Consider the following 24,318-nt stretch of genomic DNA (forward strand, 5'->3'; position numbering starts at 1 on the left):
ATAAGCAGTATAGACACTTTTATCGATGTTAAAACATTAAACGGAACTTATATATTTTACTTCTTTTTTGGGCATGCTCGAAGTATGTACAAAAAACTCGTGAAAATTGGCTAATCACTATAGTTGCTTTTGTTATTTATGGTGTTGGTACATACATGTATATTCAGTTTGCTTTTAGAGGCTATTAATATATCATCAGAAAAGTTAGTGGTTAGAAAGATGCATTTATTAAATGTTTGTATGAAGGAAGAGCGAATATAGGCTCTTTTTTCTTTATATATAGGATAGGACATGTATCTAATCCTCGTGGGATAAATCAAAATAGAGAACGGAAGGAATTATATGAACAAAAAAGAATTAAAATTAAAGCTACTGCAAGGTCTAGGTGAAGAGTTAAAAGAAGACGGTTATAAGATTAGGATTACACAACAAGACCTGGTGAAAAAATTTGATAAAGGAAAAATCGGTATACATTTAGCCTTTATCAATCACCCAGAAGATTTTCATGTGACGGTGGATGTGGGAATTCGGTTTGACGAATTAGAAAATATGAAAAATCAATGGGATGAAGGTTTAACAAGTAAAGAGAAAAAGGAAACCTATACGATTGGGGTTGAGTTAGGGAATTTAGTCCATAGGGAGCAAAAAAGATGGTGTGTTGAAAAGGAAACCGATATTTTGCCTGTTACCATAGATATATTAAAAGAGGTTAAACAGTATTTCATTCCATATATTGATAAGTATGTAGATATGGAAAATGTATTTGATTTATGTGTAAGAGATGATGATGAGGCTGGATTAATAGGGACAATATTTGATGGGACTCGAGCACAAAATGCTATTGGATTAGCTTTGTTATTAAATAAAGAAGAGATGCTAGAACAAATCATTGAGAAAAAGAAAGAGTATTTAAAGACGAGGGATAAATTTGAATTGGAGTTATTTGAAAACTTTCTTTCTAATATGAATCTAGGATAAACAAGGTTAGTTATTCATTTTCGTGATTATAGTGGGGTTAATTGTTTATATCTGGTTTTTCTGGTTGGAAAAACATTAAACTTTAGATTTTCTATTAATCATAAATATTAGTAGCCCCTAGAAGGAAACATTTGACGTTTTTATGATTAGATACAAACTTCGAATGTAACTTATAGGGGTTTTTATTTACAGGTTTTATAATACTGGAAAGCCCATATCGAATTTTAGCCGGTTTGAGATAGTGCCTGCGAGTGATGATGGTGCACTGTAACCTTGAGCAGTAGCGATAGACTTAGCCTTTGGAAGCAAAAACCCCACAGAGTCTAGTCAACTTACCTTTTTAAAAAGTGTATCAAAGAATTATTTATTTGAGCTCAATTATATTATGTGAAATAGGAGTGAGAATCTTGTTCCAAACAATAATTTACGATAAAGCTAAATATCATTATGAAGGAGATTTCCCACAAGAATTACCGATGGAGCAAGCATTTGTACATACTGGAATGTTCTTAGGTTGGATTATTGATAATAATTTATTTAGTGATGAATTTTTAGAAGAGACCGAAGAGGAAATTAATAAATTTAAGCTTAGAAAAATGACTGGGACTCAAGTTTATATGTTCTGGGATGGGGTTTTAAGCGATGACATGTTAAATGATGAAGGGAATCAATTTGCAATAGATTATTTTGATTTTGAAAAAGGTTTATATTTAGATGATTATGATGATGTATTTTTAGAGTGTGATACATTATATCAAGTGCAAGATACTTGGGAAAATTACTTTAAATTAAAAGAAGTGATCGATATTAGGTATACAGAATGGAAAAAACTTAAAAATAACGGGTAAAGAGGACTTTAAGTAATGGAATATTTTTTGTTCCAAATGAAGGTTTATTATATGCTATAGAAAAGGGGAGAAATAATGAAATTCCCAAAAGATGAAGATGGACAAGTATTAAATATGTTATACAAGCAAGGTATAGATTTTAATAAAAAACATATAGTAGATTTCTTTATTGCAATTCCTGATCAAGGTAATGGAGAAAAAATAATTGGCAGAGTACAAGCGCTGGGCTTAAATTGTGAGTTAGATTATAATGAAGAATTTGAAGATTGGACATGTACTTGTTCTAAAGAAATGTTCTTAATTTATGAGGATATCGTAGAGATGCAAAAGGAATTGAATAAACTGGGTGAAGAGTTTGGTGGATATACAGATGGTTGGGGTGCATTTGTGTAATATTGAATTTATTTATCGTGATAAAATAAATTAGACTGAGTAAAGAAACTATTTATGGAAACAAGAGCTTATATAAGCTCTTGTTTCGTTGTATATATTAAGATAGCTTAGTGGTAAAAACGTATATGATATGTGGGGGGCGGGCTGCCTGTAAAAGCCCAATTGGTAAGGGCTGATTAAAGTTTCACTTTATATAGGTTTTGAGAGAGTAAGATATATTGTTTGTAGCAGGATCTTGAAGGAAGGAAGCGTGTGATAATTGGCAATGACGGATGAACAATTCGAGAATTATCTTGTTATGTGTTATGACAAATTAGAAAGTAAACAGCAAAAATTCATTTCGGATTATAATATCGATAACTTTGATGAGTATTGGTATGATCAAGATCAATGTATATTACAGTTTAAAAAAAATGGTCAAGTGTTACTTGAATTTAGTGTTGTTTTTATAGGGTCCTGGTCTGGAAAGAGTAACAGTTGGATGTGGTCTTGGGCTAATGAGAATGTGGCTGATTATACAAGAAGTAAGTCTAACTGTTTGAAAGATTTACAAAAGATTACAGGAAGTGAGGTTTTTATAAATCCACTTTTTGAATGCGATCAAGAAATGGCGTATGAGCTAGCAGCCTTTTCCATTGAATATTTAGATGCAGAAGGAATGTATATGGCACCAGGTGAGAGAAGTGATGTATTTATGGCTGTTATGTCACCGCGTGCGTTGTGAGTAAGCATATTAAAAATATAGATAAGGTAGAATGAAAAAGGAGTACAGTTTAATAAATTAATAAAAGGTATCATAGGTCCCTGATGCCATGGTGATAAATTTAAAGGAGTGAATTATATTGCTTGAAGTAAAGTTTTACGATTGGAAAAAAAAACGTCCTAAAAAACATTATTTGCTTGTACATGAAATTAGGATTTTTGAGTTGATTTTCGCAAAGAAAGTTAGCGAGTTTGAGATGGGATTAAAAGAAATTGAGAAAGTTACTGTTTATTGTTTAGCTAAGGAGCACACTGATGTTTCATATAAAGTGAATAGGGCATCGGGTGAAATTAGTATACTGGTTCCTTATGATTTTATGAATTTCTTAACACTGGAATCAGTTGAAGAGAAATACAAAGAGTTTTGCAAATTAGTACGCCAATATGTTGTCCCTGGACTTGAAGAAAACTCTACTCTTTCATCATCTATTGTTAAAGGGTATATAGAGGAGACTTTAGAAGAGATTGTGAAGCAAAACTATGAAGGGATATTTTTAGTTGGGAAGACACCTAAGAAAAGCCCAAGCCGTAAGAAGATAGCCATATTAAAAGGAATTCATCGTGTTAAAGGTTTCCAGCTACGATGTGAAGTGTATGATGAAAAGGGATTAAAGATTCGAGACCAACTATTGGTGGAAGAGGTAGGGAATGAAATGGTATATTCTAGATTCTTAGGGACATTAAAATGGGAAAGTGAAAATCTAATAGTAGTTCAATCTAAATCCAGTAGTTGGAAAGAAGAAATCTATCTTTAATAACAAGGTTGTATAGTAGAAAGAGGGTTGTAGAGCATAAATGAATTTTTTTCGAAAAAATAAATTAAGTGACATTCAGAAAAAATACTATGAACATTTTGGAGAGCCTAGTCAGATTCTTGAATATACCTGGGGTGAAAGAGGAGCTAAAAAAGTAGAATTAGATAATACCGCTCTAAAAAAAGGAATGCTATACGTTTTAGAATTCCCGAAAAATGAAGATAGGCCAGTATGGACATATGTAACATTAGGGATGTCAGCTGAATATATGACTAATGGTGCTAAAGGAGAATTAATTTGGTTAAATACAAATCAAAATGATGAAATAATTGATTTGCTTGCTGGATTAGCACATTATCCATTTATAGATGAAACCTCGTTTGATTATGGGGATACAATTTCTAATGCGGATGCTGAATCTGATTTTTCAATGAATGTGCTTTTAGTAAGCCCGGCAGTTATTGAGGCAGGAGAGTCTCCAGAGCTAATGGAGTTTTTTGAAGAAAAGGAGCTTGATTTATTTTGGTTATTGCCTATTCATCAAGAAGAGAAAGAGTATATGTTGGAACAGGGAGATATTAGTGCGCTCTTTGACCTTTGGCTGGAAAAAGAGATTGATACAGAAACTTTCTGTGATCCACATCGTCTATCAACGGTTTGAGGAGTGGGCTGCTTTTGATGAAAGTAAAAGAGATAACAGATAACGGCTACACATGTGAAGATATATATCGAATGGGTGGGTGAAATCATGCATGATTTGTTAAGAGATGCAATTTATCGAGGGGACATTGGAAATGCGATAGCCCATGCAAATAAAATAAGTATTGAGGAATTGGAGGATTTTTTAATAGAATGGTCTTTTAATGAACCGAATATTATTGTATACACTTTCTTGACTAGTTATTTAGAGAGTCGCAATGATGTTAGATTACATGCACTAGCATCAGATATTTTATGTCATCCACTCTGTCATTTAGAGGGGGCATATGTAGCTGCTTTTTATCATGCAAAGAAGTGTATCGAATTGGAGCCTAATGATATGCAATATAGGGAGTTTTTATTGTTTTTTGCTAATGTTCCAGATGATATTTTTGAAGAAAAAGCAGCTATGAATTGGGCAAAAGAAATATTAAAAAATGACCCAAATAATGAAGTAGCTAAAAATTATATAAAAGAGAATTCGTGAAAAATGGATGTCTAAAAAGAAGAGCTGACGTAGGTTCTTCTTTCTTTATAGATTATGATCCAATGCATTAACGTTTTAAACGCAACATTCAGTGATGGGAAGCAGAGCTTGTATCGATTGTAAAAGTATAAGTAAAAAGAAGGTTTCCAAGAGTGGCAGAAAGTAGATTATTATTGATTCATTGGAGTATAGGGAGGTATAAATAATGGAATGTTTTCATGTAGGATGGAAGGATGATAATTTTATCAAAGTTGCTATAACTGACTTTTCAAGTGAAGGAGATAGTTATTTTGGTGGAGCTTATTTCAAAGGAGAATGCGAACTAGGTTGTACTGGTTTTAAAGTGAAAACGACATCATTTTATTTTGACAATAATGCTATATATCACTTTTACAAAGACCTTCAAAAAACATATACAGTTGGATCTGGAACAGTACATTTTAAATCAGAATCAAATGAGTTATCTTTAACTTGTCACTTGGATATTGATGCATCTTTCAAAATTTCAGTTAGATTTAAAGAGCTTGAAGGAGATAGCTCGCTAAGTTGTTATATATATGAATGCTACGAATGTATACCTACTATTAAAAGTCAGCTTACTTCCTTTTTGAATACTTTTAAATTTAACGGAAATGAGTCTTGAAGATTTTCTGCCGTAACAATTTAGGAATGAAATTACGAGAATGAAAGTGTGTTACTTAATATATGAGGTGATAATCGTGAACGAACGTTTAAAGAAAATTGCAATGTTAAGAGAAAAGGTAGAGGAAAAGGCTACTAGAGAAAAGTTTTTAATGTTATGTCCGTCTATAAAAGAATTTCAGATTATTAGCGGGAAGAAAATTGCTTCATTAGTAAACTTTTTAATTGATGAAACACCGAATCCTATCAAAGTTATGAGTGAATTAAATGCTGAACAAGTTATCAATGAAATAAAAGAATTTGAACGTGAATTAACTAGTTTATTGTCTAAGAAGATTATTGTATGGTATGCACATGAAAATTGGGACTTTGGTGTGCAATTAGAATTAGAAGATTTCATGTTATATACAAAAGAAGTATTACATTTCATTGGATATGACGATGCTCAAAGAGGATTAATTTATTCTGGCCTTATTGTAGTAGATGAAGCAATGAGAAGTGCTTTTTCTTTTCTAAAGAATGAGTATAATGTCGAGATAGTACTATGGAAAGAAAGCTGAGTGTATTAGAGTGTTTTAAAACAAATTGGATGAATGGTTGAATTTATTATTAGAAGAAGTGGTGCGTGGTTTAGTGTGATAGAAAGAAAAAGAGAGTCTTCAAGGGATATGTATAAGAGAGTAAAGGAGAGAAAATATGTCTTTTTATAAAGAGGAAATAAAAGGGGATAAATTGATTATAAGTGATGAAAGCATTGATATTTTAATGGATGCTTTTCAAAAGATTGAAAAGATATATAATGAAGGGCCTCACAGATTACCAAATCTAAATGAGTTAGAGATAATGTTAAAAAATGCATTAGAAATGCAGAGTGATAGTTTTTCTTTAGAGGAACAAGAAGTAGTAGATTGTAAGTTTAAATTAAAAAAACGTCGCAAAAAATCATTTAAGCCAGGGATAGTTTTTGCGATAAATCTTAAAAATATTAATAAGTATGGGTACGGAATGTTAGTGAAAGGCCAAAATGTTACGCGGCCATATGATGGGGAAACATATATAGAATATTTTTCTTTATTTACAGATGAAAAAATACGAATAAGCGAGTTTAAAAACTATTACAAGAATCAAAAAGAAGTATTATTTACGGCGTATACTGCCTGGTCTGGTTGGTTAGATGGTGATTGGAAAATTATTGGTGGATTACCAATGGAATTGTTTGATCCGGGGGAGTATAATCTTCCAGATTTTGTGTTTGAGAATAAGGATCAGGGGACTTATTTTGTAAGCCGAGGGAGAGCAGATGGTCCTTTAATCGATTTTGAAATGGTTAGTGAAGAAGAAGGGAAGAAAATTAAAAATCCTTCAGGGATAGCAGGACAATATGTTATAGAAGATTGGTTGGAAGAGAAATATAGCATTTTATAAAAAAGAATGTTTTTGTGTTGAAGAGATCGAGGATTTTACTTGTATTTGAAAGGAGTAATAATGTGGATATTTATGAGTTAGCTAATGGTGTAGATTCAAAAGAAAAATTAGTAGAATTCCTGTTTTATTTTCAAAAAGATTTCAAAGAAAATAAAGATGAGTCGGAGAATATAACATTAGAAGATTATTTAGAATCAAAGGAAGCATGGCTAAATGATTGTGATGGTGCTTTTCAAAATAAAGGTGAAGAGATGCCTAAAAATATATCATGGAATTTCATAGCGACGGTATTACTCGCGGGATCTTATTATGAATAAGTAAAAAACGAAGAGTCTAAATAGTCCCTTCGTTTTTTTTACTTATTTTTTCTCTACCAATTTTTTATTCTTCCAATCTAGTGTGAACAATTTATTAAATGTTTTTTGATCAACGTCTTTTACGTTGTTTCCAACCCAGTTTGCAGTTCCAAATGTGAAGCCTGGACGAAGTTGGTAGTCGTCGGCGTGTTTTGTATAAGCGACTTGTAAGTTAGATTGATCTGTATTTTTTTCAGAGATAACAACAGCGATCATACCAGGAGAGAAACCGCTATTTGTTAATGCTGGAAGTTGATCCATCGGTATTAAATTACCTTTTGCATCAGATTCATATAGGTATGTGCGAGAGTACATGAACAGTTGGTTTCCATATAAAGAATGATAAGAATCACGTGTGTAAATACCCCAGTTTTGATTGTTATATCCGTTAAAGAATACGTTCCATTTTACGTTTTTGTTTGTTTGGTCAATTAAATTTGTTTTATAACTAGTTTGTTTATAGCTTACAGAGTCAGACCAAGTGACTTGACCAGTTGCACCAGCCTCACCGCTAGGGCCATTGGGGGTTACAGAAGCTTTAACAGAACCACCAAGTTGATAAGATACACTAGATGTTACAGTCGTTTCTTCTACAGCATTTGTAGGTGCTACGTTAAAGAAACGAGCGCTGTTATCTTGAAGGTTAAATGCAACATCATATTGTGAAGGATAACGTAATGTTGCACTAGCACCAGGGATTGGGTAGTTATCAATAGGTGCATCACTTATAGTAGGATTTGCTTTTAGAAAACTACCAGTCGTATTAATAACGGCAATCTGTTTATCTGCGCTTGGATCATCGATAAAAGTTACCTTTAAAGACATTGTCATATTATCAGCTTGATCATTATTAAATGTATTATAGCTCGTATGTGTTTTTGCGTTTTGTCCGATATCTGTTACAACTTGTGATGTTGTTTGAGCATAAGCAGCAGGTGTTGAAAGAGTTACAGCGCTACTAGCAAAAACAGCGGATAATGCTAAACATTTTAAGTATGTTTTAGAACGTTTCATACAATCACTTCCTTTTATCTTTGTCGATATATGTCGTATTGCATTTATATCGTAACATAAAAATAAAACGGAATAGATGTATATGCATAATTGCATAGGTGAGTTTTGAAGGATAAAGATAATAGAATTTCATCCAACACGTAAGACTCTAAAATGCCGATTACAGCCGTTCCTAAAAATTTTAAGACGATATGTTTATCGATGTTTTTATTGGGAAGATTGAAGTGCTTAATATTTACGTTATAAGTGCATAACAAGTTATAATAGAAGAAATCAATAAGGAGGCTGGCTGTGAAGAATCTTCGTTATCTCAATATATTTACCATATTAATTATATACACACTACTTATGTTTTACATCGGCTGGAACGGATGGGTTTGGCTTCATGCGGTATTTGGCTGGGAATCTTGGGGATATTATGCTTTCATAGTCGCATTTATTTCATATGCGTACATTCTCGTGCAAGTGTTTAAGTTTCTGCCATTTCTGCGAACGATAGGTTCGATTTGGTTTGCGGTTATACAATATGCACTTATGTTGTTGCCATTAGCTGATATTATGGTCTTTCTTTTACAGTTTTCAGTAGAGAAAGAAGCAGCAATTATTTGGACAGGGGCGGCTGTGATAGCTGCATTTATCTTTATCTTTGCGTACGGAGTATTTAATGCGTATAGTCCGGTAGTAAGAAAGTACGAAGTGCACATACCGAAAAAAGTAGAGGGGCGTAAAAGTTTACGCATTGCGATGGCTTCTGATATGCATTTCGGTAAACTGTCTGGCGTTTCGCATTTGAAAAGACTTGTTCGTCATGTAAATGAAATGGAACCTGATATTATTTTACTGCCAGGTGATATTATCGATGATCATCCAGGAGTATTCATTCAAAAAAACATGGGTCATATTATGAAACAAATGAAAGCTCCATTAGGCGTATATGGTGTTTTAGGAAACCATGAATACTACGGCAGAGCGGTTCCAGAGTTTTTACAAGAGATGGATAAGATTGATATTCGTATTCTTTTAGATGAAGTGATTACAATTGAAGATGACTTTTATCTCGTTGGAAGAAGAGATAAAACAGAGCGAGATCGCCAAAGCTTTGAAAAACTTATGAGTACAGTGGATAAATCGATGCCTGTTATCGCAATGGATCATCAGCCATTTGAGTTGAAACAAGCAGCAGATGCTGGTGTAGATTTATTATTATCCGGTCATACGCACCGCGGACAAATGGCGCCCAATCATATTGTAACGAGAAGAATGTACGAGCTAGACTGGGGATACGCACAAAAAGGCGCGTTCCACGCAATTGTTTCTTCTGGATTTGGATTTTGGGGACCACCGCTTAGACTTGGTAGTAGGTCGGAAATTGTGCAGGTAGAAGTTACGTTTGAATAAGGTTAAATAAAAGGGATTATACATATTAATCATGTATAATCCCTTTTATTTTTTATTTCTCAATCGCGCTCTTTACTTAAATATAATCTCAATTAGTTGTTGTGGATGTGCATTAATTAATCCATGAACAATAATAATTACCCATACCTTACGATAACGCGCCCACAAATATCCAAGGAATAGACCTACGATACCAAGGTTCACAATGACCGTAGCTGTATCAATATCCCAATGACCAGAGCCATGTAATGCGATATGCCAGCTTGCCCATAACAATGATGTAAGAAGAATAGCCGGCCAAGTACCTAGTAATAATTCCAAACGTGTTTGCAACCAAACTCTATAAAAAATCTCTTCAAGTACACTATTTATAAGAAACCCTACAAGTAAAATGGAGATTAAAATCGTGGGTTCCATTTTCATTGAAACAAATGGTGTAGAGAATATAGAAAAGAAGTTGAAGTAACCCCAGATTATAATGACAATAAGTGGTGTAAACTGATACCATCTAATATCCCCTGTTGATTTTACTTGCTTTGGTCGTTCTTTTTTATAAAACAAAAGCAGCATTAATGGAGTGAATAATAATAAAATAATTTTAAATATCATAAACCACAATTGTAATGCCATTCCTTCAAAGTTCGTGGTGAGAAGACAAATCGTGAAGAGGGAGCCACTTAAGAATAAGATAGCAGTTTGAATTATGATGCGCCTTGGTTCAAATTGTTGAAGGGGATTATAGTTTTTATGATGAAATGGTAGGAAACGGACAAGGAGTATACCGACAATAACAGGGATCCACTTGTACCAAAAAGGGATTGTGCCCTTATGATCCCCGCTGTAACGAATGTTCGTTTCTCCGATCCATATAAGCCAAAGAGATGAAAGCAGAATAATAAGCATAATGATACCGCCAATTAACTTCCCCGCTTTTGGAAAATAACTGTCCATAGTTATCCGACCTTTCATATTATAATTGTAAGTCAGTCTCTAATTGAATCTATTCGTTTCTTTTTTCTTTAATAAATATGTATGTATAAATCTATTAAAACAAAAAAGAGGGGGTGTGAAAATATTTTCTTTTTTATGATTGAACTTGATAAGAATAAGAGAACCTGCTTTTTTTATAAAAACAAAACATTTATATTCAAATTACAGAATAGTATATTTACGCTTCTTCAAAAAAGAGATAATATAAAAAGACTTTGCTTGAAAAGGGGGATTGTAAGTGATCATATCAGATGTACTATACGGAAAATTTGAAGTGGATGCAGTGCTAGAAGAATTATTTTTAAGTAAGCCTATGCAAAGACTAAAGGGAATTCATCAAGCAGGCGCAAGTTACTTAATGAACGAGAAATGGAATGTAACTCGTTTTGAGCATTCAGTGGGTGTTATGTTATTAGTGAAAAAACTAGGTGGTTCAGTAGAAGAACAGATTGCTGGTTTACTACATGACGTATCACATACTGCTTTTTCCCACGTGATTGATTACGTTTTTGATAATGAAGATGAAAGTTATCATGAAGAGATATTTAGTTCTGTTGTGAACAACTCAGAAATTCCAGCGATCCTTGCGAGGCATGGTTATAACTATGAAGATATTTTATTAGATGATTCGAAGTGGACGTTACTGGAAAGGTCAGCGCCCGAATTATGCGCAGACCGAGTGGATTATACATTACGAGATATGTATACATATGGGTATATTTCTTTAGAAGAAGTTCACAGTTTTTTAGAGGATGTCATCGAAGTAGAGGGGAAAATGGTTCTTCAAAATATCGAAATAGCGGAATGGTTTACAGAAACGTATTACAAAGAAGTAATCGATTTCTTTATGGAACCAATGAATATTTACGGAAATGATATGTTAGCGAAAACGTTAAAGGTAGCTCTTCATAAAAGGATTATTCATGCAGATGATTTTCTTCTTGAAGATGAGGAGCTTATTTCGAAATTGCAGCAATGTAATGACCCCGAAGTAGAAGCTTTATTAAGCAAAGTTCATCCAAATGTAAAAGTAAAAGAAGATAGAAACGATTATGATTTACATCAGAAAAATAAAGTGCGTCTTATTGATCCGCCGTTACTTCGTGAAGAGGAAGTTATTCCAGCATCTGTTGTGTCAGAAAACATAAGACAGATGAGAGATATTGCTTATGAAAAAGCGGTGAGAGGGATGTATGTGAAATTGCTTTAAAAGAAAAAGGTGTCATCAATTATGATGACACCTTTTTCTTTTAAAGGGTTGTTCGTATAGAAATGTGTTACATTTTTACGATACTATTTCATTTTATCATAAAAATACCTTTTATGGTAAAAAATAAATTTTGTAAAGTTTTCCATTGATAATAATTTGTGAAAAAAGTACTAATTTTTAATGTATGAAAAATAATAAATATTTTTAATAGACGCTTTAGAATCTTTCGTTCTTTATATATAGATTTTTATATTTTTTAAGTTAATTTAAAGAATTTTGTCGTTTTTTGTTGTAATTATTATATTATGATACGTTTAATGTTCGGAATTAGACATTATAACAGAAAAATTTTTAAAAAACAGAATTGAATCATATTTTTTATTTTAATATAATATATTTGTTAATTAATAACATATTTGGGGTATGATTCTTTATTGCAGTGAGAATTCTTTTTTTATAGGGGGATTTACAAAATGGCTAAAACGGCGAAGTCTGAAATGATGAATGAATTAAAAGAAATAGTTTACAAATTCTTTCCAAAAAATATTATGAAAGAAGAAGAATTGTACGAAGAATCTAAAGAGCATAAACGATTTGTAGAGCTAAAAGAAACATTTATAGAAAACGAAAGTTCTCAAAAGGAAGTTTTGTCTTTAATCGAGTCAACATTTTGTGATTACCATGTATCAGATTGTACAGATTTAAACCTATATAATTGTTTAGAATATAACGTGTTGTTAAATGGAAGAGAACCGATGTTAAATGATGATATTGATTGGATACGAAAATCAAGAGGTGAGCGTCTGGATTTAGGAGTTTTTGTTAGCTTACTTGATAAATATTATTATTACTACGTATTAAAAACAACATATGATGAAGATGTAAGGGAATGGACTTTTGAAACAATCGATGTAGAAGTGGATACCATTTGTGAATTTGAAAAACGAATGAATACAAAAGGATTTGTAAGAGTAGAGCGTGAGGTTGCTAGAACGGCAATATCTGATATTGAAACGGAATGTTTACGTATGGGAGAAGTTAACGTATTCCATGCTTTATTTACGGATTCGGTTAGTGAAATATAAAATGTATATGCAGTTTGTACTATGTTGAAAGAGTCGCTAAGAAAGTAGGATGTTACTAATTTCTTAGCGACTTTTTTATTAATTATCAAACCAATTCCAAATCTCAATATCTCCAAGAGTCGCATAACGTATGTGCGGGGAGTTTTGTAATTTTAATAACTCTTTCGATGGGCCAGTAATAACAATTCCGTATACTTTTACACCGTTATCCTTTACATATTGATAACGTTTATCTAAATTTAGTTCTTTCTCAGAAAGCGCTGCTATTTTGCTTACCGTTTTTTTATGGATAGAAAGGACGCGCATCATTTCGGTTACTTTGTCTTCTTGCGTTTTCTGCCCGTCAGTTTCATTATCGAGGAATCTTACATGTTCTGGAAATCCTATAGCTTCTCCGCCATGTAGGATATAGTCATCTACATTTTTTCTTTCTTGTCCTGTATCTAAAGCGTACCATACAGGAGTTGGAGGGAGTTCTTGTGCTTCAAATATGCTATATAAAAGCGGTTCTAATTCTTTTAAAGTGTAAGCTTTATCAAAAGAAATTGCTACTTCTGCAACGGTTCCATCATGTACTTTTGCAAGTGTATCCCATACTTTTTTTGATGAATCCTTTAAATAATCACCCTGCTCTGTTTTTGGGTGAACAAAGAAGAGTTTTGGTTGATAGAACGGATTCATCCAAGTTCGCTTCGTAACATCTACAGATGATAAGAAGCTTTTTGTTTCTATTGTACCGAGGGGCATTTCTTTTTTACCGACGGTTCGTACTAAATCAAATTGGCTATTCGTACGGAAAAAAGCTTCTACACTTGTTCCGCCCCCCATAACACGGCTATTTGGGATCGTTGCTTCAAGTGCAAGCGAAGGAACCTCTCTAATTTCTTCTAGCCTTTTATCATTATTAGCTTGAAAATAAAAGGCTGATAATACCCCGCCGATTATATAGATAACGATGCAAATTGATAATATAAAACCAAACGTTTGTAAACGATGTTTCCACTTAATCCTCCAAAAAGGAACTTTAAGATCTTTTGGAGGTAACTTTTTCTTAATTGGTTCTGTTTTTGTTAACAGCTCATCTAAGTAAGCTTCACACTCTTCACATGACTCAATATGACTTTCTAACAGTTCTTGTTCATCATGCGTGAGCGTTCCATTTTCATACTTCTTCCATAGTTTTTTAAATTCTGTACACCCCATCCGTATCACTCCTTTATGCTTTTCATTTCTTTTCGTCCCCTGTGTAATTCAATTTTCACTTTCGCTAATGAGAGACCGGTCATTTCTGCTATTTCTTTATACGAGAATACGTAGTAATCTCGTAGTAGTAGGACATTTCGTCTTTCGAGCGGAAGAGAAGATAAACTTTCTAACCAACTAGCGATCTCAAATTTTACGAAATATTCATGTTCTGTACTCGGCACGTTTGGTAAATGGAATTCTTCCACTGTAGTTGTTTTATATTTTTTTTCTTTACGATACCAATCGATAAAGGCATTGTAGGCAATTGTAAATAACCACGGCCTAATTTCTTCTCCTTTATAATAGTCAATATGGACGAGCATTCGGTAAAATGTTTCTTGCATGAGATCTTCCGCATAGTGGGAATCTCCGGTTAGGGAGAGAAGATAGCGAAATAAATCTTGCATATGCTCTGAGTAAATTTCTTCTAATAATTGTTTACGTTTCACTACATTTCCCTCCCTTCATACATAACAACGAAATACATATAAAAAAGTTACAATTTTTTATGGAATTATAGTAAAAAACGTCAAGAATTGGATTGCGTTCTCTTTTATCATAATACATATAAGGCGGGTGAACAGAGATGGAAAGCTATGAAACACAAATTCAAAGGTCAATTGATTATATTGAGGAAGATGTAATGGAAAAACAAACGCTGCGTAATTTAGCTCGCATTGCAGGTTTTTCTGAGTCGCATTTTCATCGTGTATTTCAGGCATTAGTAGGTGATACAGTAATGGAGTATGTTCGAAAGAGGAGGTTAGCCCGGGCAGCTTATCAACTTTCTCATACGGATGAAAAAGTTATTGATATCGCGTTTGAACATGGCTTTCAATCTCACGAAACGTTCACGAGAGCCTTTAAAAAATTATTTCAAATGACACCGAGTGAATATCGAAAACAAGAAATCGAAACACCGATGTATTACCGAGTGAATGTAAAGCAAAGAAAATTAAATCCGTATTTAGGAGGCATACAAATGGAATATCGTATTGTAAATAAACCAGAATTTTTAGTGGCGGGTTATGAACTGAAGACGACAAGTAAAGAAGGGAAAAACCATCAAGACATTCCAGTATTTTGGCAAGAATATTTACAAAAAGATCTTGGAACGACGATTCCGAATCGTAAAGATACGAGTCAATGGGTAGAGCTTGGATTATGTACTGATTTTAATTTAGAAACAGGGGACTTCACTTATATTATCGGAATGGAAGTTACAGACTTTGAAAATGTACCAAATGAAATTGCGAAGCGTACTTTCCCGGCAGCAACATATGCAGTATTTACAACGCCGAAAGTTCCTCATGAAGAAATGGTATCGTCTATTCACCAAACTTGGAATGCAGTATTCTCAGAATGGTTCCCGCATTCAGGCTATGAACATTGCGGCGTTACAGAGTTTGAACTGTACGATGAGCGTTGCCACGAAGATAAGAGTGAGTTCGCCCAAGTAGAGCTTTGGATACCGGTGAAGAAAAAATAATAGGGTAAGAGCGAATCATTGGGAGATGGTTCGCTTTTTCATGAAGGGGGAAATAGGAAAATGTTCAAAAAACTAGAATGTGTATCTATACATACGAAAGATATAGAAAGATCAGTTTCTTTTTACCCCGCATTAACGGGCAGTAAGATCCCCACCTCAAAATTCAGCGAAAGCAAAGAAGTTAGGGGGGATCAACTGCCCGTAAAAGCCCGATTGGTTCAACTAATAATCAGTGGGGGATGAAGAAGCCCCCCACTGATTATTAGTTGAACTTTATAAGTGGATTGTTAAATTTGTATTGTTTTATCTGTAATACATATGAAAATGGTAAAATAAAATAGCAATTAAATATTGCGGGTGGAAGGTTATACCCTTTCTTCATTTGGTGAAGAAAGGAGGTGTAATCTTATGGAATTTCTTTTGCAAATTTTGTTGGAAATTACAAAAACTATAGCTAGAGAAGGTATAGTTTTTGGATTTACGAAATTAACGGCAAAAAAGCGCAAAAAGAAGACCACCCGTCTGCCTGCGAAGCGTGGGAAGTCTTCTAAGCGCAAATAAGCTTTAGTTGCAACCTTCCACCTTGCGGTAATTAGTTGCAGTGACGGGGTGTTGGAAGCGCCTCGTCTACTTCATTTTATGCAAAACTTAGTTAGTTTATACTTCTATTTATAGTATAACAGTTTAGAAATGTATTTGTTAATAGTTTTATTTTTACTTTTACTTTGTATAGTAGGAAAGTAGGTTAGTATTGTCGGTTTTTGTCGGTAAGTCGATATATCTAGAAAATCGCTGATATAATTCGAGTTGCGCTGATATATTCAAAAAATCGCTGATATAATTTCATATACCGCTAAAACACCTCAAAAAAACGATCCACATAATTTCAATTACCGCAAAATTCTTCTAGAAAAGAAAAAAAGACGCCACATAGCGTCTTTCCTACGAACGAAACGGAAACACAAGGATAATCGTTGTTCCTTTTCCGAGTGCACTATCAACGGAAATTGTCCCGTTATGAGCATGAACGAGCTGTTTTGTAATGGCTAGGCCAAGTCCAGTTCCGATGTTGCTTTCTTCTGTGTTTGTTCCGCGGTAATATCGTTCAAATAGAAGTTCTTTCGTTTTTTCATCCATTCCTTTTCCGTCATCTGAAATGGAGAGTGTAAAGGAATTAGCGTTTTGTGATAATTTTACGATGACAGTAGTTGTTTCGTTATTATGTTTTACAGCATTTACGAGTAAGTTTTCGATAATACGCTGGAACCATTTTTCTTCAATGAAATATTGAATTTTATTTGAGCTCGGTACGAATTCAATATTTTGATTTTGAAGTGTTGGATTATTAATAAATTGCAATAATACTTTTTGGACGAACTGATTGATTTCAACGTTTACGTGTTGGGCAGGAAGGCTGTTATTTTTTAATTGATACGTTAAGCTTAAATCATCAATTAATGTCGTCATATATTGAGATTTCTCTTTCATAACACTACCAAATTGCTGAATATCACGATCAGTCCAGTTATATTGATTCGATTCGAGTAATAATGCGTAGCCATATATAGAGCTAAGTGGTGTTTTTAAATCATGCGTTAGACCGGTAATCCATTCTTCTCGTGTTTGCTGAAGTACTTGCCTCATCGCATCGTTTTTTTTGAGTGTAATAGAAAGGTGTTCTAGTGAACTTGTTACATCTCTAAACAAACGGAATGACCATTTTTCTTTACCAGATCGCCGGAACCTGACAGGTTTTCCTTTTTTACTGATAGGTTCTTCATACTTTCCGCCAGCGATATTTTTAAGCCAGCGCATCGCATGTAATAACGGTTTCCCGAATTTATTACCATACCAAATAGAAAGAATGACTAAATAAACAAATACGATAAGAAGGATTAATCCGCATCCGATGAGAAACTTCTTAGTAAATACATCTTCAATTTCGTCATCTGGATAGTAGTGCTCATTTTTCGCAGTTACAACGAGTAGGTTGCCACTATTTGTATCGTAAAAGCTAGATGTGTTTTCTTTATGATTCCACGGTTCTTTTTCATTAAGGGCAATTTGTATTGCTGAAAATGGTTTTTTCTTTCCAGTTGGATAGGCAAAAACCTCTTCACCATTTTGATTAAATATTTGAAGTGCTGCTTTTTCTTTAGACAGTAACTGTTTTTCTTGATCTGTTAATGTGAACGAATCCATAGTTAAAGAGGAGTGCTCCTTTTGAATTGCTGTCAGTAACGCATTGCTTTTTAACATACCACCATAAATAACAAGTACTTTCTTTTCTTCTACTTCAATTTCCCAATATGTAAATTTATAATTACTTTCGATATGATGTTGTATATATGCGACTAAAGATGTCTTCGTATAAGCATTCGGAACATCATTTGGTGTATTAAAGTGGTAGAGGATTTTTCCGTTTTCATCTACAACTTGGAGCCAATCATTTTTCTCCTTTATTAAATCTTGCACTTCAGATTGTAACGAAATATGCCCATCTTCTGAAGAGATGTATCTTGAAATTGTAAAACTATCAGAATCTGGAATATTAGGTTCGTATAAAGTACTAGTAAGAAGAAAAATTAAATAAGTAAAAGCAGCAACTACAGCGATAAGTAATGTAACTAAAACAAAAACGTGTTGCATGATAAATTGAATAATAAGTCGTTTATTAAAATTCATATCGTCACCCTACTTTGTAACGAACTTATAACCAAGCCCGCGAACAGTTTTTATATATTCTGGTTTACTTGGATCGTGTTCAATTTTTTCACGTAGTTTTCGAATGTGGACCATAACAGTGTTGTCATCGCCATTATAGGCAGGTGCTCCCCAAACTTTTTCGTATATTTCCTCTTTCGAAAATACGTAGTTCGGATTCTCGCAAAAGAAGAGTAGTAGTTGAAAGAGTTGAGCGGAACATTCGACAATGTGCCCATCCACTGTCAGTTCTGCAGAGTGTTGATCAATTTCAAATCTTTCAAATGAAATAGAGTGTGATTTTTGTTCGTGCGGTACTGCTTGTTTCATATGTCTCCGAAGCTGTGCTTTCATACGTGCTACTACTTCTAATGGATTAAAGGGCTTCGTAATATAATCATCCGCACCGTATGAAAATCCAGATATTTTGTCTAAATCAGATGCTTTTGCTGATAGGAAGAAAATTGGACAATCTGTTTGTTGGCGAATGATTGGACAAATATCAAAACCAGATTGTCCAGGAAGCATTACATCTAAAATAATTAAATCGTAATTGTTTTGCTTAGTTAGTGATAAAGCTATTTCAGCTGATGTTGCAGTTGTAATATGAGAAAAACCTTCTTTTTCAAGAATGGTAGTTAGTAATTGTAAAATTGCTGTTTCATCATCAACAAGTAAAATATTTGCTTGGTACATAAAAATCCCTCCTAATTTTCTCGAATATCATATCATCATTTTGTAACTTATGGAATTTTTAAGGAAATTTTAAGGTTTTCTTTCGCAAAAAATTAAGAATCAAATGATATGATAAAAGTAACATAGGGGAGGAGATGAGTGTGAATCCGTTTCAAGTGATGCGAGCTAGATATTTTTTAATTGTATTTGCACTATTAATTTTAATAGCGAGAAGTAGTGGCGATTTGCTAACAAGTATATTTCATATACAAAATTCTTCTTTTATAAATATCTTTATATTCTATATCCTTCCGATGGTATGGATTTTTTATGAGTATAGAAAGCATCGCATTTCATTTTCATTGTTTGTTAATAAAAATGAAACATTTAACTTGGTGCAAGTTTTATACATTACGGTTATGTTGTGCATGTTTAGTTACGGGTATCTTATTTTGTATATGTATAGTTTTGCATGGATTACACCGGACTTTATTATGAATGCATTGCATGAACCGATTATAGATAGTACTGGCGGATATGTATATCAAGTCATTAGGATCGTATTCATCGCACCAATTATCGGGGAGTTTGTTTTTCGCGGATTTTTACTTCAACGTTTTGCAACAAAATGGGGAACGAGCATAGCGACCATCGTGGTAGCAATATTGTTTGCGTTGTTACATGTTGATTTCCTCGGTGCAGCCATATTCAGCATCGTATTATCAATCGTATATATTCGTACGAAAAGTTTACTCATGCCAATTGCAATACATATGTTAAACAATGCATTTGTAATGGGTGCGTCTTTTTTAATAAGTAGAGAAAAAATTATGAGTTTTGCCGATTTCTCAAATTATACGACATTCTTTCCTGGACTTATTATTTTTATAACAGGATTAAACTTAGTACTTATCTTTTTATTTGTTAATCGTAAATATTGGAGTAAAGAAGTGCCAGTTATATATGCAGAGCAGGAAAAGAGCTTTTCAGATATAGTGGGGAGTAAATGAGATGAAGAAGACGGTTGAAAAAATATTAAAAGAGATTATAGATGCTACGTCTATTACAGATATGTGTGATAAAAGCGTTTGTCATTGGCTTCAACCTGTAGTAGATACGATTGTGTTTCCAGAGTATTACTTATTTTCTAGTACTCATTTAAAAGAAAATATTATTTCTCTTCTTATTGTGTTCGGGGTTTTACTAATATTTGGTCTAATTGTAGAAGAAATGATGAAGCGCATCTTCAGAAAGAATGAAGAGAAGTATATGTGGATTCATAAAGTATTCGAGAAAGTAATGGTGGCTTTCCTTTTGTTTTATGGTATAAAAACAATCATTTACTTTATAGCTTTAAAACATCATTAATTCGAAATTTGAAAGGGATGTATAAAATTATATGAATGAAACGATATCATCAAATAAGTTTTTTTATTTGATTTTACTTAGTCTAGTGTTAATAACGACAGTGAATGTTATTTTACGCTGGGAGGAAGCTTATTTTTTCATGTATTTAGCGCTCCATTTGTTGGGGATTTTATGTATAAGTGGTGGAGTCGTTACTGAAAAAAAGAATGAAGAAAGCGTTAACTATATGTGTGTGATCGGTCTTGTTTTACTTTTAGCTGTACAAGGTATTATGAAATATAGTTCTTTCTCTTTACAAGATTTTAGTTTATTAATAGATGTACTTCCTTAAAGAGGCTTTTTATGTTATCTAAAAAGCAAGTAGGGTACGTTTTGGTTTGCAAGTGCGATCCTTATTCCGGATTGTGAACCGAAGAAAGTGTTTAAAGATAGGTAAAACTCTTCTTATGTAGAAGAGTTTTTTTATGTAAATAAAAGGATTTCGAGCAATTCACATAATAAGCTTGTTCTAATTTAGCGTGTACGAACTTACAATAATAATAGACAGGCAGCATAGAGGAGGGAATAGCGTGAGGAAGGTTATTGGTTGGTCGCTTTTTTTGTACGTTGGATTTGCGTTACTTATATATTGGTATTTATTTGGATGGAATCATGAACTTATTCCGGACATGTATAAAGGAACAAGTGCAGATCCAGAAACGTTTATGAGTGCGAGAGAGCTTACGCTAAGCCAAGATTATTCGCGCGTGAAAAATTTACTATACTTTTTAGCGACGCCTCTTGAATGGATTATTTTATTGTTTGTACTTGTGCTAGGTATTTCAAGAAAGTTTGAGAAATGGTCGAAGGAAACGACTAAAATAAGTGTCCTACAAGTTGCGATTTATTTCTTTTATTTATCACTACTTACGACAGTTCTTGCCCTACCAATGCAATGGATTAGCCGAAAAGTGTCTGTTGATTACGGTATTTCAACGCAAAGCACACAAAGTTGGATAAAAGACCACGTTATCGGTTTTTGGGAAAGTTATGCGACTATGTTAATTGTAGTGACCGTTCTATTATGGCTTATCCGTAAATTTCCGAAGAGATGGTGGCTAGCAGGGTGGGCGCTCTCTGTTCCATTTACAATCTTTTTAACATTCATACAGCCTGTCGTTATTGATCCGCTTTATAACGACTTCTCGACGCTGAAAAATAAAGAATTAGAAACGAAAATTTTAGCGATAGCAGACAAAGCGGACATTCCTGCTAAGCACGTATATGAAGTAAATATGTCAGAAAAAACGAATGCATTAAATGCTTACGTAACAGGAATTGGCCCTAACGCCCGTATTGTAATGTGGGATACAACGCTTAAGCAGTTAAAAGATAGAGAGATTTTATTTATAATGGCCCATGAAATGGGACATTATGTTATGAAGCATATATACTTTGGCGTTGCCAGTTATGTATTGCTATCGTTTATAGGTATGTTTTTAATTAGTCGTATTATAAATATGTGTATTCGCAAATGGGGAGATACATTGCAAATTTCAAAAGTAGCATGTTTCTCCATTTTACCTTTATTTTTCTTAATTTCTTCTGTACTTTCTTTTGCAGCACAACCAGCAACAAACTACGTTTCACGTATAGAAGAAAGAGCGGCAGATCAATATGCTTTAAATATGACGAAGGACGGGAAATCTGGTGTGAAAACTTTTCAATATTTATCAAAAACAAGTTTAAGCCAAGTAAATCCGCCTGCGTTAGTGAAGTTTTTCTTATACACGCACCCACCAATTTTTGAAAGAATTCATACGTTTGAACAATATGAGAAACAAAGAAAAAAGGAGTAGCTATTATGCTACTTTTTTTTATAGGAATATAAGTTTTATATTGGGAATATTTATCATTGCTTTTTATTGTGATTTTGTAAATAATAAGCTATAAAATTCTAAAAATCTATATATAAAGGAATAAAGGTGAAAAAATGTATTTTTTACAAAATTTAAAAGTGAAATATAAATTATTATCGCTTATTTCATTAGCAGTTTTAGGTATGGTAATTATGAGCAGTGTAGCAATTAATTCCATTAATCAGATTAAGCACGATACAGAGGTTGTAGTAGATGATTATCAATATTCTGCAATTTTATTAGAAGGAATGCTTCGTACACAAAATTCACTAGAATATAACTTACTAGAATTAATTACGGCGTCCCAAAATGAAGTGGCAAATAAAGAGGGGATAATTGATAATATTGAAAAGGAGCTTAAAAAATATGATTCTTTATTAAAAGAATATGATGATGGCGTTAATTTAAGTAAGCAAGAGGATGAATTGTTTCAAAAGATGAAGAAATCTTTGCCAAGTTATAAAGATACATATAAAAAATTGTTTGAAAAGGCGAAGGCAACAAACGAGCCACAAATGGTAAATGAATTTCAGAAGGAATTAAAACCGAAGGGAATAGAGTTGGCTGGTTATGCAGTGGATCTAGAATCGTATGTTTCAAACTTAGCTGATCAAGTGTTTAAAGATTCTCAAAAAATGATTGATCGATCCGTTATTACCTTTATCATTCTTGTAGTAGTTACTACAATCGTTATATGTATAGTAAGTTATATTATTAGCAAGCTTATAGTTGCTCCTTTACAAACGGTTAGTCGTATGATGGAAAGTGCGAAAGAAGGAGATTTAACCGTACATGGTGATTATACTGCTAAGGATGAATTAGGTGTATTAGTAAGTAATTTTAACGAGATGATTGCAGGGCTAAGAACAAATATGCAAGAAGTAGAGAATAATATTCAGCTTTTATTCCAACATGCAGACGGAGTAGCATCTGCATCAGAAGTATCTAGTAGTGCAGCGAAGAAAATCACTATGGATATTGAAGAAGTTGCAAATGGTGCAGAGAGTCAAATGCAAGCAATGGAACAAACTGCGGGTGCGATGGAAGAGTTGACACAAGGAATGCAGAGTATAGTCAATACATCATCCTCTGTAAATGAATTGTCTGCTCAATCAGCATTAGATGCAGAGAGTGGTAACAAATTAATGAAACAAATGATTCAACAGATGGATACAATCCAAAATTCGGTACATAGTGGTGTTAAACAAGTAGAGACTATGAAAGAACAATCAGAAGAAATTGTTAAAATCATTGATGTTATGCAAGGTATTACCTCTCAGATTAACTTATTAGCATTAAACGCCGCAATTGAGGCTGCGCGTGCTGGAGAAAGTGGTAGAGGATTTGCAATTGTGGCAGATGAAGTGCGGAAATTAGCAGAACAATCTAGTGATTCTGCAAAACAAATTGAGAATCTTATTACTCAAGTTATGGGAACAACGAACCATACAGTAGATATGATGGGGAAAGTAGATAATGAGGTACAGGCAGGTACACAAGTAGTAATGCATACAGAAAAAGTATTTGGAACAATTACAGAAAAAGTACAGCAAGTATCTGAGCAAATTCAAACGGTATCTATGTCTACAGATGAAATTGCAGCGAGTAGTGAGGAAATCTCGGCTTCTGCAGAAGACATGGCTCAAATTTCCCAAAGATCATCTGATCGAACTGATAGGGTAAAAGAGTCTATTCAACAGCAAGAAAAATCTGTTCAAGAGATTTCGGTTTCAATTGAACATATGCATAGCGCAGCAGGAAAATTAAAACAAATAGTTGCCCAATTTACTCTTCAAAAGTAGTAGCATATTTGAGTGTTAATAAATATAAAAAAAGCATCCTCTTTTGAACTGCACCCCAATTGTTAGACACAGTCTAACAATTGGAGGTGCAGTTTT

At 33.4% G+C, this 24,318-nt stretch carries 28 protein-coding genes and 2 pseudogenes; 23 read left to right on the forward strand and 7 right to left on the reverse strand.

Annotated features, from left to right (window positions below; translation table 11 throughout):
* The first annotated feature begins 342 nt into the window (after positions 1-342).
* From ACODS7_RS24215 to ACODS7_RS24265, 11 genes are all read left to right on the forward strand, one after another.
* Entirely contained in the window at positions 343-978 is a 636-nt protein-coding gene (locus ACODS7_RS24215; protein WP_001034375.1) for a hypothetical protein, read from the forward strand.
* 407 nt (positions 979-1,385) lie between these two features.
* Positions 1,386-1,826: a DUF7832 domain-containing protein gene (locus tag ACODS7_RS24220; protein WP_000487868.1), complete on the forward strand. Its 441-nt coding sequence runs from the start codon at positions 1,386-1,388 to the stop codon at positions 1,824-1,826.
* Between the two features lie 75 nt (positions 1,827-1,901).
* On the forward strand, positions 1,902-2,219 hold the full coding sequence (locus tag ACODS7_RS24225; protein WP_000671653.1) for a ribonuclease E inhibitor RraB: 318 nt from the start codon (positions 1,902-1,904) through the stop codon (positions 2,217-2,219).
* Positions 2,220-2,478: 259 nt separating this feature from the next.
* Positions 2,479-2,943 carry a DUF6882 domain-containing protein gene (locus ACODS7_RS24230; protein ID WP_001251757.1) on the forward strand — a complete coding sequence of 155 codons (465 nt, stop codon included), beginning with the start codon at positions 2,479-2,481 and terminating at the stop codon, positions 2,941-2,943.
* A 118-nt stretch (positions 2,944-3,061) separates the two neighbouring features.
* Entirely contained in the window at positions 3,062-3,736 is a 675-nt protein-coding gene (locus tag ACODS7_RS24235) for a hypothetical protein (RefSeq protein WP_049108539.1), read from the forward strand.
* A 40-nt stretch (positions 3,737-3,776) separates the two neighbouring features.
* Positions 3,777-4,397 (forward strand): suppressor of fused domain protein, encoded by a 621-nt coding sequence (locus tag ACODS7_RS24240; protein ID WP_098138404.1) that lies wholly within the window; start codon positions 3,777-3,779, stop codon positions 4,395-4,397.
* An 87-nt stretch (positions 4,398-4,484) separates the two neighbouring features.
* A complete protein-coding gene (locus ACODS7_RS24245; RefSeq protein WP_016082536.1) occupies positions 4,485-4,922 on the forward strand; it encodes a hypothetical protein in 438 nt (145 codons plus the stop codon).
* A 205-nt stretch (positions 4,923-5,127) separates the two neighbouring features.
* Positions 5,128-5,565: a hypothetical protein gene (locus ACODS7_RS24250; RefSeq protein WP_016082535.1), complete on the forward strand. Its 438-nt coding sequence runs from the start codon at positions 5,128-5,130 to the stop codon at positions 5,563-5,565.
* Positions 5,566-5,641: 76 nt separating this feature from the next.
* On the forward strand, positions 5,642-6,124 hold the full coding sequence (locus ACODS7_RS24255; RefSeq protein WP_243168955.1) for a hypothetical protein: 483 nt from the start codon (positions 5,642-5,644) through the stop codon (positions 6,122-6,124).
* A gap of 136 nt (positions 6,125-6,260) precedes the next feature.
* Complete coding sequence (locus ACODS7_RS24260) at positions 6,261-6,989, forward strand: Imm26 family immunity protein (protein ID WP_075719215.1); 729 nt, start codon at positions 6,261-6,263, stop codon at positions 6,987-6,989.
* Between the two features lie 62 nt (positions 6,990-7,051).
* Positions 7,052-7,306 (forward strand): DUF7660 family protein, encoded by a 255-nt coding sequence (locus ACODS7_RS24265; RefSeq protein WP_000356075.1) that lies wholly within the window; start codon positions 7,052-7,054, stop codon positions 7,304-7,306.
* Positions 7,307-7,348: 42 nt separating this feature from the next.
* Here ACODS7_RS24265 and cytK2 read toward each other — a convergent pair whose 3' ends face one another.
* A complete protein-coding gene (gene cytK2, locus ACODS7_RS24270; protein ID WP_000830627.1) occupies positions 7,349-8,359 on the reverse strand; it encodes a beta-channel forming cytolysin CytK2 in 1,011 nt (336 codons plus the stop codon).
* A gap of 44 nt (positions 8,360-8,403) precedes the next feature.
* Entirely contained in the window at positions 8,404-8,616 is a 213-nt protein-coding gene (locus ACODS7_RS24275) for a hypothetical protein (protein WP_050842825.1), read from the reverse strand.
* Positions 8,617-8,650: 34 nt separating this feature from the next.
* On the opposite strand from ACODS7_RS24275, the gene ACODS7_RS24280 reads away from it, so the two are divergent.
* The gene (locus ACODS7_RS24280; protein WP_243168954.1) at positions 8,651-9,757 is read left to right on the forward strand and encodes a metallophosphoesterase; all 1,107 of its coding nucleotides are present in this window, start codon (positions 8,651-8,653) and stop codon (positions 9,755-9,757) included.
* Between the two features lie 72 nt (positions 9,758-9,829).
* On the opposite strand, the gene ACODS7_RS24285 is transcribed toward ACODS7_RS24280, so the two are convergent.
* Entirely contained in the window at positions 9,830-10,708 is an 879-nt protein-coding gene (locus ACODS7_RS24285) for a CPBP family intramembrane glutamic endopeptidase (RefSeq protein WP_029442103.1), read from the reverse strand.
* Between the two features lie 277 nt (positions 10,709-10,985).
* Between ACODS7_RS24285 and ACODS7_RS24290 the strand changes: the two genes are divergently transcribed.
* Both ACODS7_RS24290 and ACODS7_RS24295 read left to right on the forward strand, forming a co-directional pair.
* Positions 10,986-11,957 (forward strand): HD domain-containing protein, encoded by a 972-nt coding sequence (locus ACODS7_RS24290; protein WP_243168953.1) that lies wholly within the window; start codon positions 10,986-10,988, stop codon positions 11,955-11,957.
* A gap of 473 nt (positions 11,958-12,430) precedes the next feature.
* A complete protein-coding gene (locus ACODS7_RS24295; protein ID WP_243168952.1) occupies positions 12,431-13,042 on the forward strand; it encodes a hypothetical protein in 612 nt (203 codons plus the stop codon).
* Positions 13,043-13,120: 78 nt separating this feature from the next.
* Here the strand turns inward: ACODS7_RS24295 and ACODS7_RS24300 are convergent, their stop codons facing one another.
* Both ACODS7_RS24300 and ACODS7_RS24305 read right to left on the reverse strand, forming a co-directional pair.
* The gene (locus ACODS7_RS24300) at positions 13,121-14,245 is read right to left on the reverse strand and encodes an anti-sigma factor (protein ID WP_029442105.1); all 1,125 of its coding nucleotides are present in this window, start codon (positions 14,243-14,245) and stop codon (positions 13,121-13,123) included.
* A gap of 5 nt (positions 14,246-14,250) precedes the next feature.
* Positions 14,251-14,736 (reverse strand): RNA polymerase sigma factor, encoded by a 486-nt coding sequence (locus ACODS7_RS24305; protein WP_050842830.1) that lies wholly within the window; start codon positions 14,734-14,736, stop codon positions 14,251-14,253.
* Between the two features lie 137 nt (positions 14,737-14,873).
* Between ACODS7_RS24305 and ACODS7_RS24310 the strand changes: the two genes are divergently transcribed.
* From ACODS7_RS24310 to ACODS7_RS24320, 3 genes and pseudogenes are all read left to right on the forward strand, one after another.
* Positions 14,874-15,776 carry an AraC family transcriptional regulator gene (locus tag ACODS7_RS24310; protein WP_000446842.1) on the forward strand — a complete coding sequence of 301 codons (903 nt, stop codon included), beginning with the start codon at positions 14,874-14,876 and terminating at the stop codon, positions 15,774-15,776.
* 18 nt (positions 15,777-15,794) lie between these two features.
* Positions 15,795-15,902 (forward strand): annotated as a pseudogene (locus tag ACODS7_RS24315) (VOC family protein); the annotation flags it as partial.
* A gap of 282 nt (positions 15,903-16,184) precedes the next feature.
* On the forward strand, positions 16,185-16,337 hold the full coding sequence (locus ACODS7_RS24320; RefSeq protein ID WP_050842832.1) for a hypothetical protein: 153 nt from the start codon (positions 16,185-16,187) through the stop codon (positions 16,335-16,337).
* 381 nt (positions 16,338-16,718) lie between these two features.
* Here ACODS7_RS24320 and ACODS7_RS24325 read toward each other — a convergent pair whose 3' ends face one another.
* Entirely contained in the window at positions 16,719-18,461 is a 1,743-nt protein-coding gene (locus tag ACODS7_RS24325) for a sensor histidine kinase (protein ID WP_050842834.1), read from the reverse strand.
* A 9-nt stretch (positions 18,462-18,470) separates the two neighbouring features.
* Positions 18,471-19,175: a response regulator transcription factor gene (locus tag ACODS7_RS24330; RefSeq protein WP_043936610.1), complete on the reverse strand. Its 705-nt coding sequence runs from the start codon at positions 19,173-19,175 to the stop codon at positions 18,471-18,473.
* A gap of 140 nt (positions 19,176-19,315) precedes the next feature.
* Here ACODS7_RS24330 and ACODS7_RS24335 point away from each other — a divergent pair, with 140 nt between their 5' ends.
* From ACODS7_RS24335 to ACODS7_RS24360, 6 genes and pseudogenes are all read left to right on the forward strand, one after another.
* A complete protein-coding gene (locus tag ACODS7_RS24335; protein ID WP_029442110.1) occupies positions 19,316-20,164 on the forward strand; it encodes a CPBP family intramembrane glutamic endopeptidase in 849 nt (282 codons plus the stop codon).
* 1 nt (position 20,165) lies between these two features.
* Positions 20,166-20,522, forward strand: coding sequence for a hypothetical protein (locus tag ACODS7_RS24340; protein WP_029442111.1), 357 nt, complete (start codon positions 20,166-20,168; stop codon positions 20,520-20,522).
* Positions 20,523-20,553: 31 nt separating this feature from the next.
* Complete coding sequence (locus ACODS7_RS24345; protein WP_001006050.1) at positions 20,554-20,853, forward strand: DUF2101 family protein; 300 nt, start codon at positions 20,554-20,556, stop codon at positions 20,851-20,853.
* 238 nt (positions 20,854-21,091) lie between these two features.
* A complete protein-coding gene (locus ACODS7_RS24350) occupies positions 21,092-22,360 on the forward strand; it encodes a M48 family metallopeptidase (protein WP_243168951.1) in 1,269 nt (422 codons plus the stop codon).
* Between the two features lie 134 nt (positions 22,361-22,494).
* Positions 22,495-23,274, forward strand: a pseudogene (locus ACODS7_RS24355) (MCP four helix bundle domain-containing protein); the annotation flags it as partial.
* A gap of 156 nt (positions 23,275-23,430) precedes the next feature.
* Positions 23,431-24,222 carry a methyl-accepting chemotaxis protein gene (locus tag ACODS7_RS24360; RefSeq protein WP_411326799.1) on the forward strand — a complete coding sequence of 264 codons (792 nt, stop codon included), beginning with the start codon at positions 23,431-23,433 and terminating at the stop codon, positions 24,220-24,222.
* The last annotated feature ends 96 nt before the right edge of the window (positions 24,223-24,318 follow it).

The organism is Bacillus sp. FG16, from assembly GCF_057809515.1.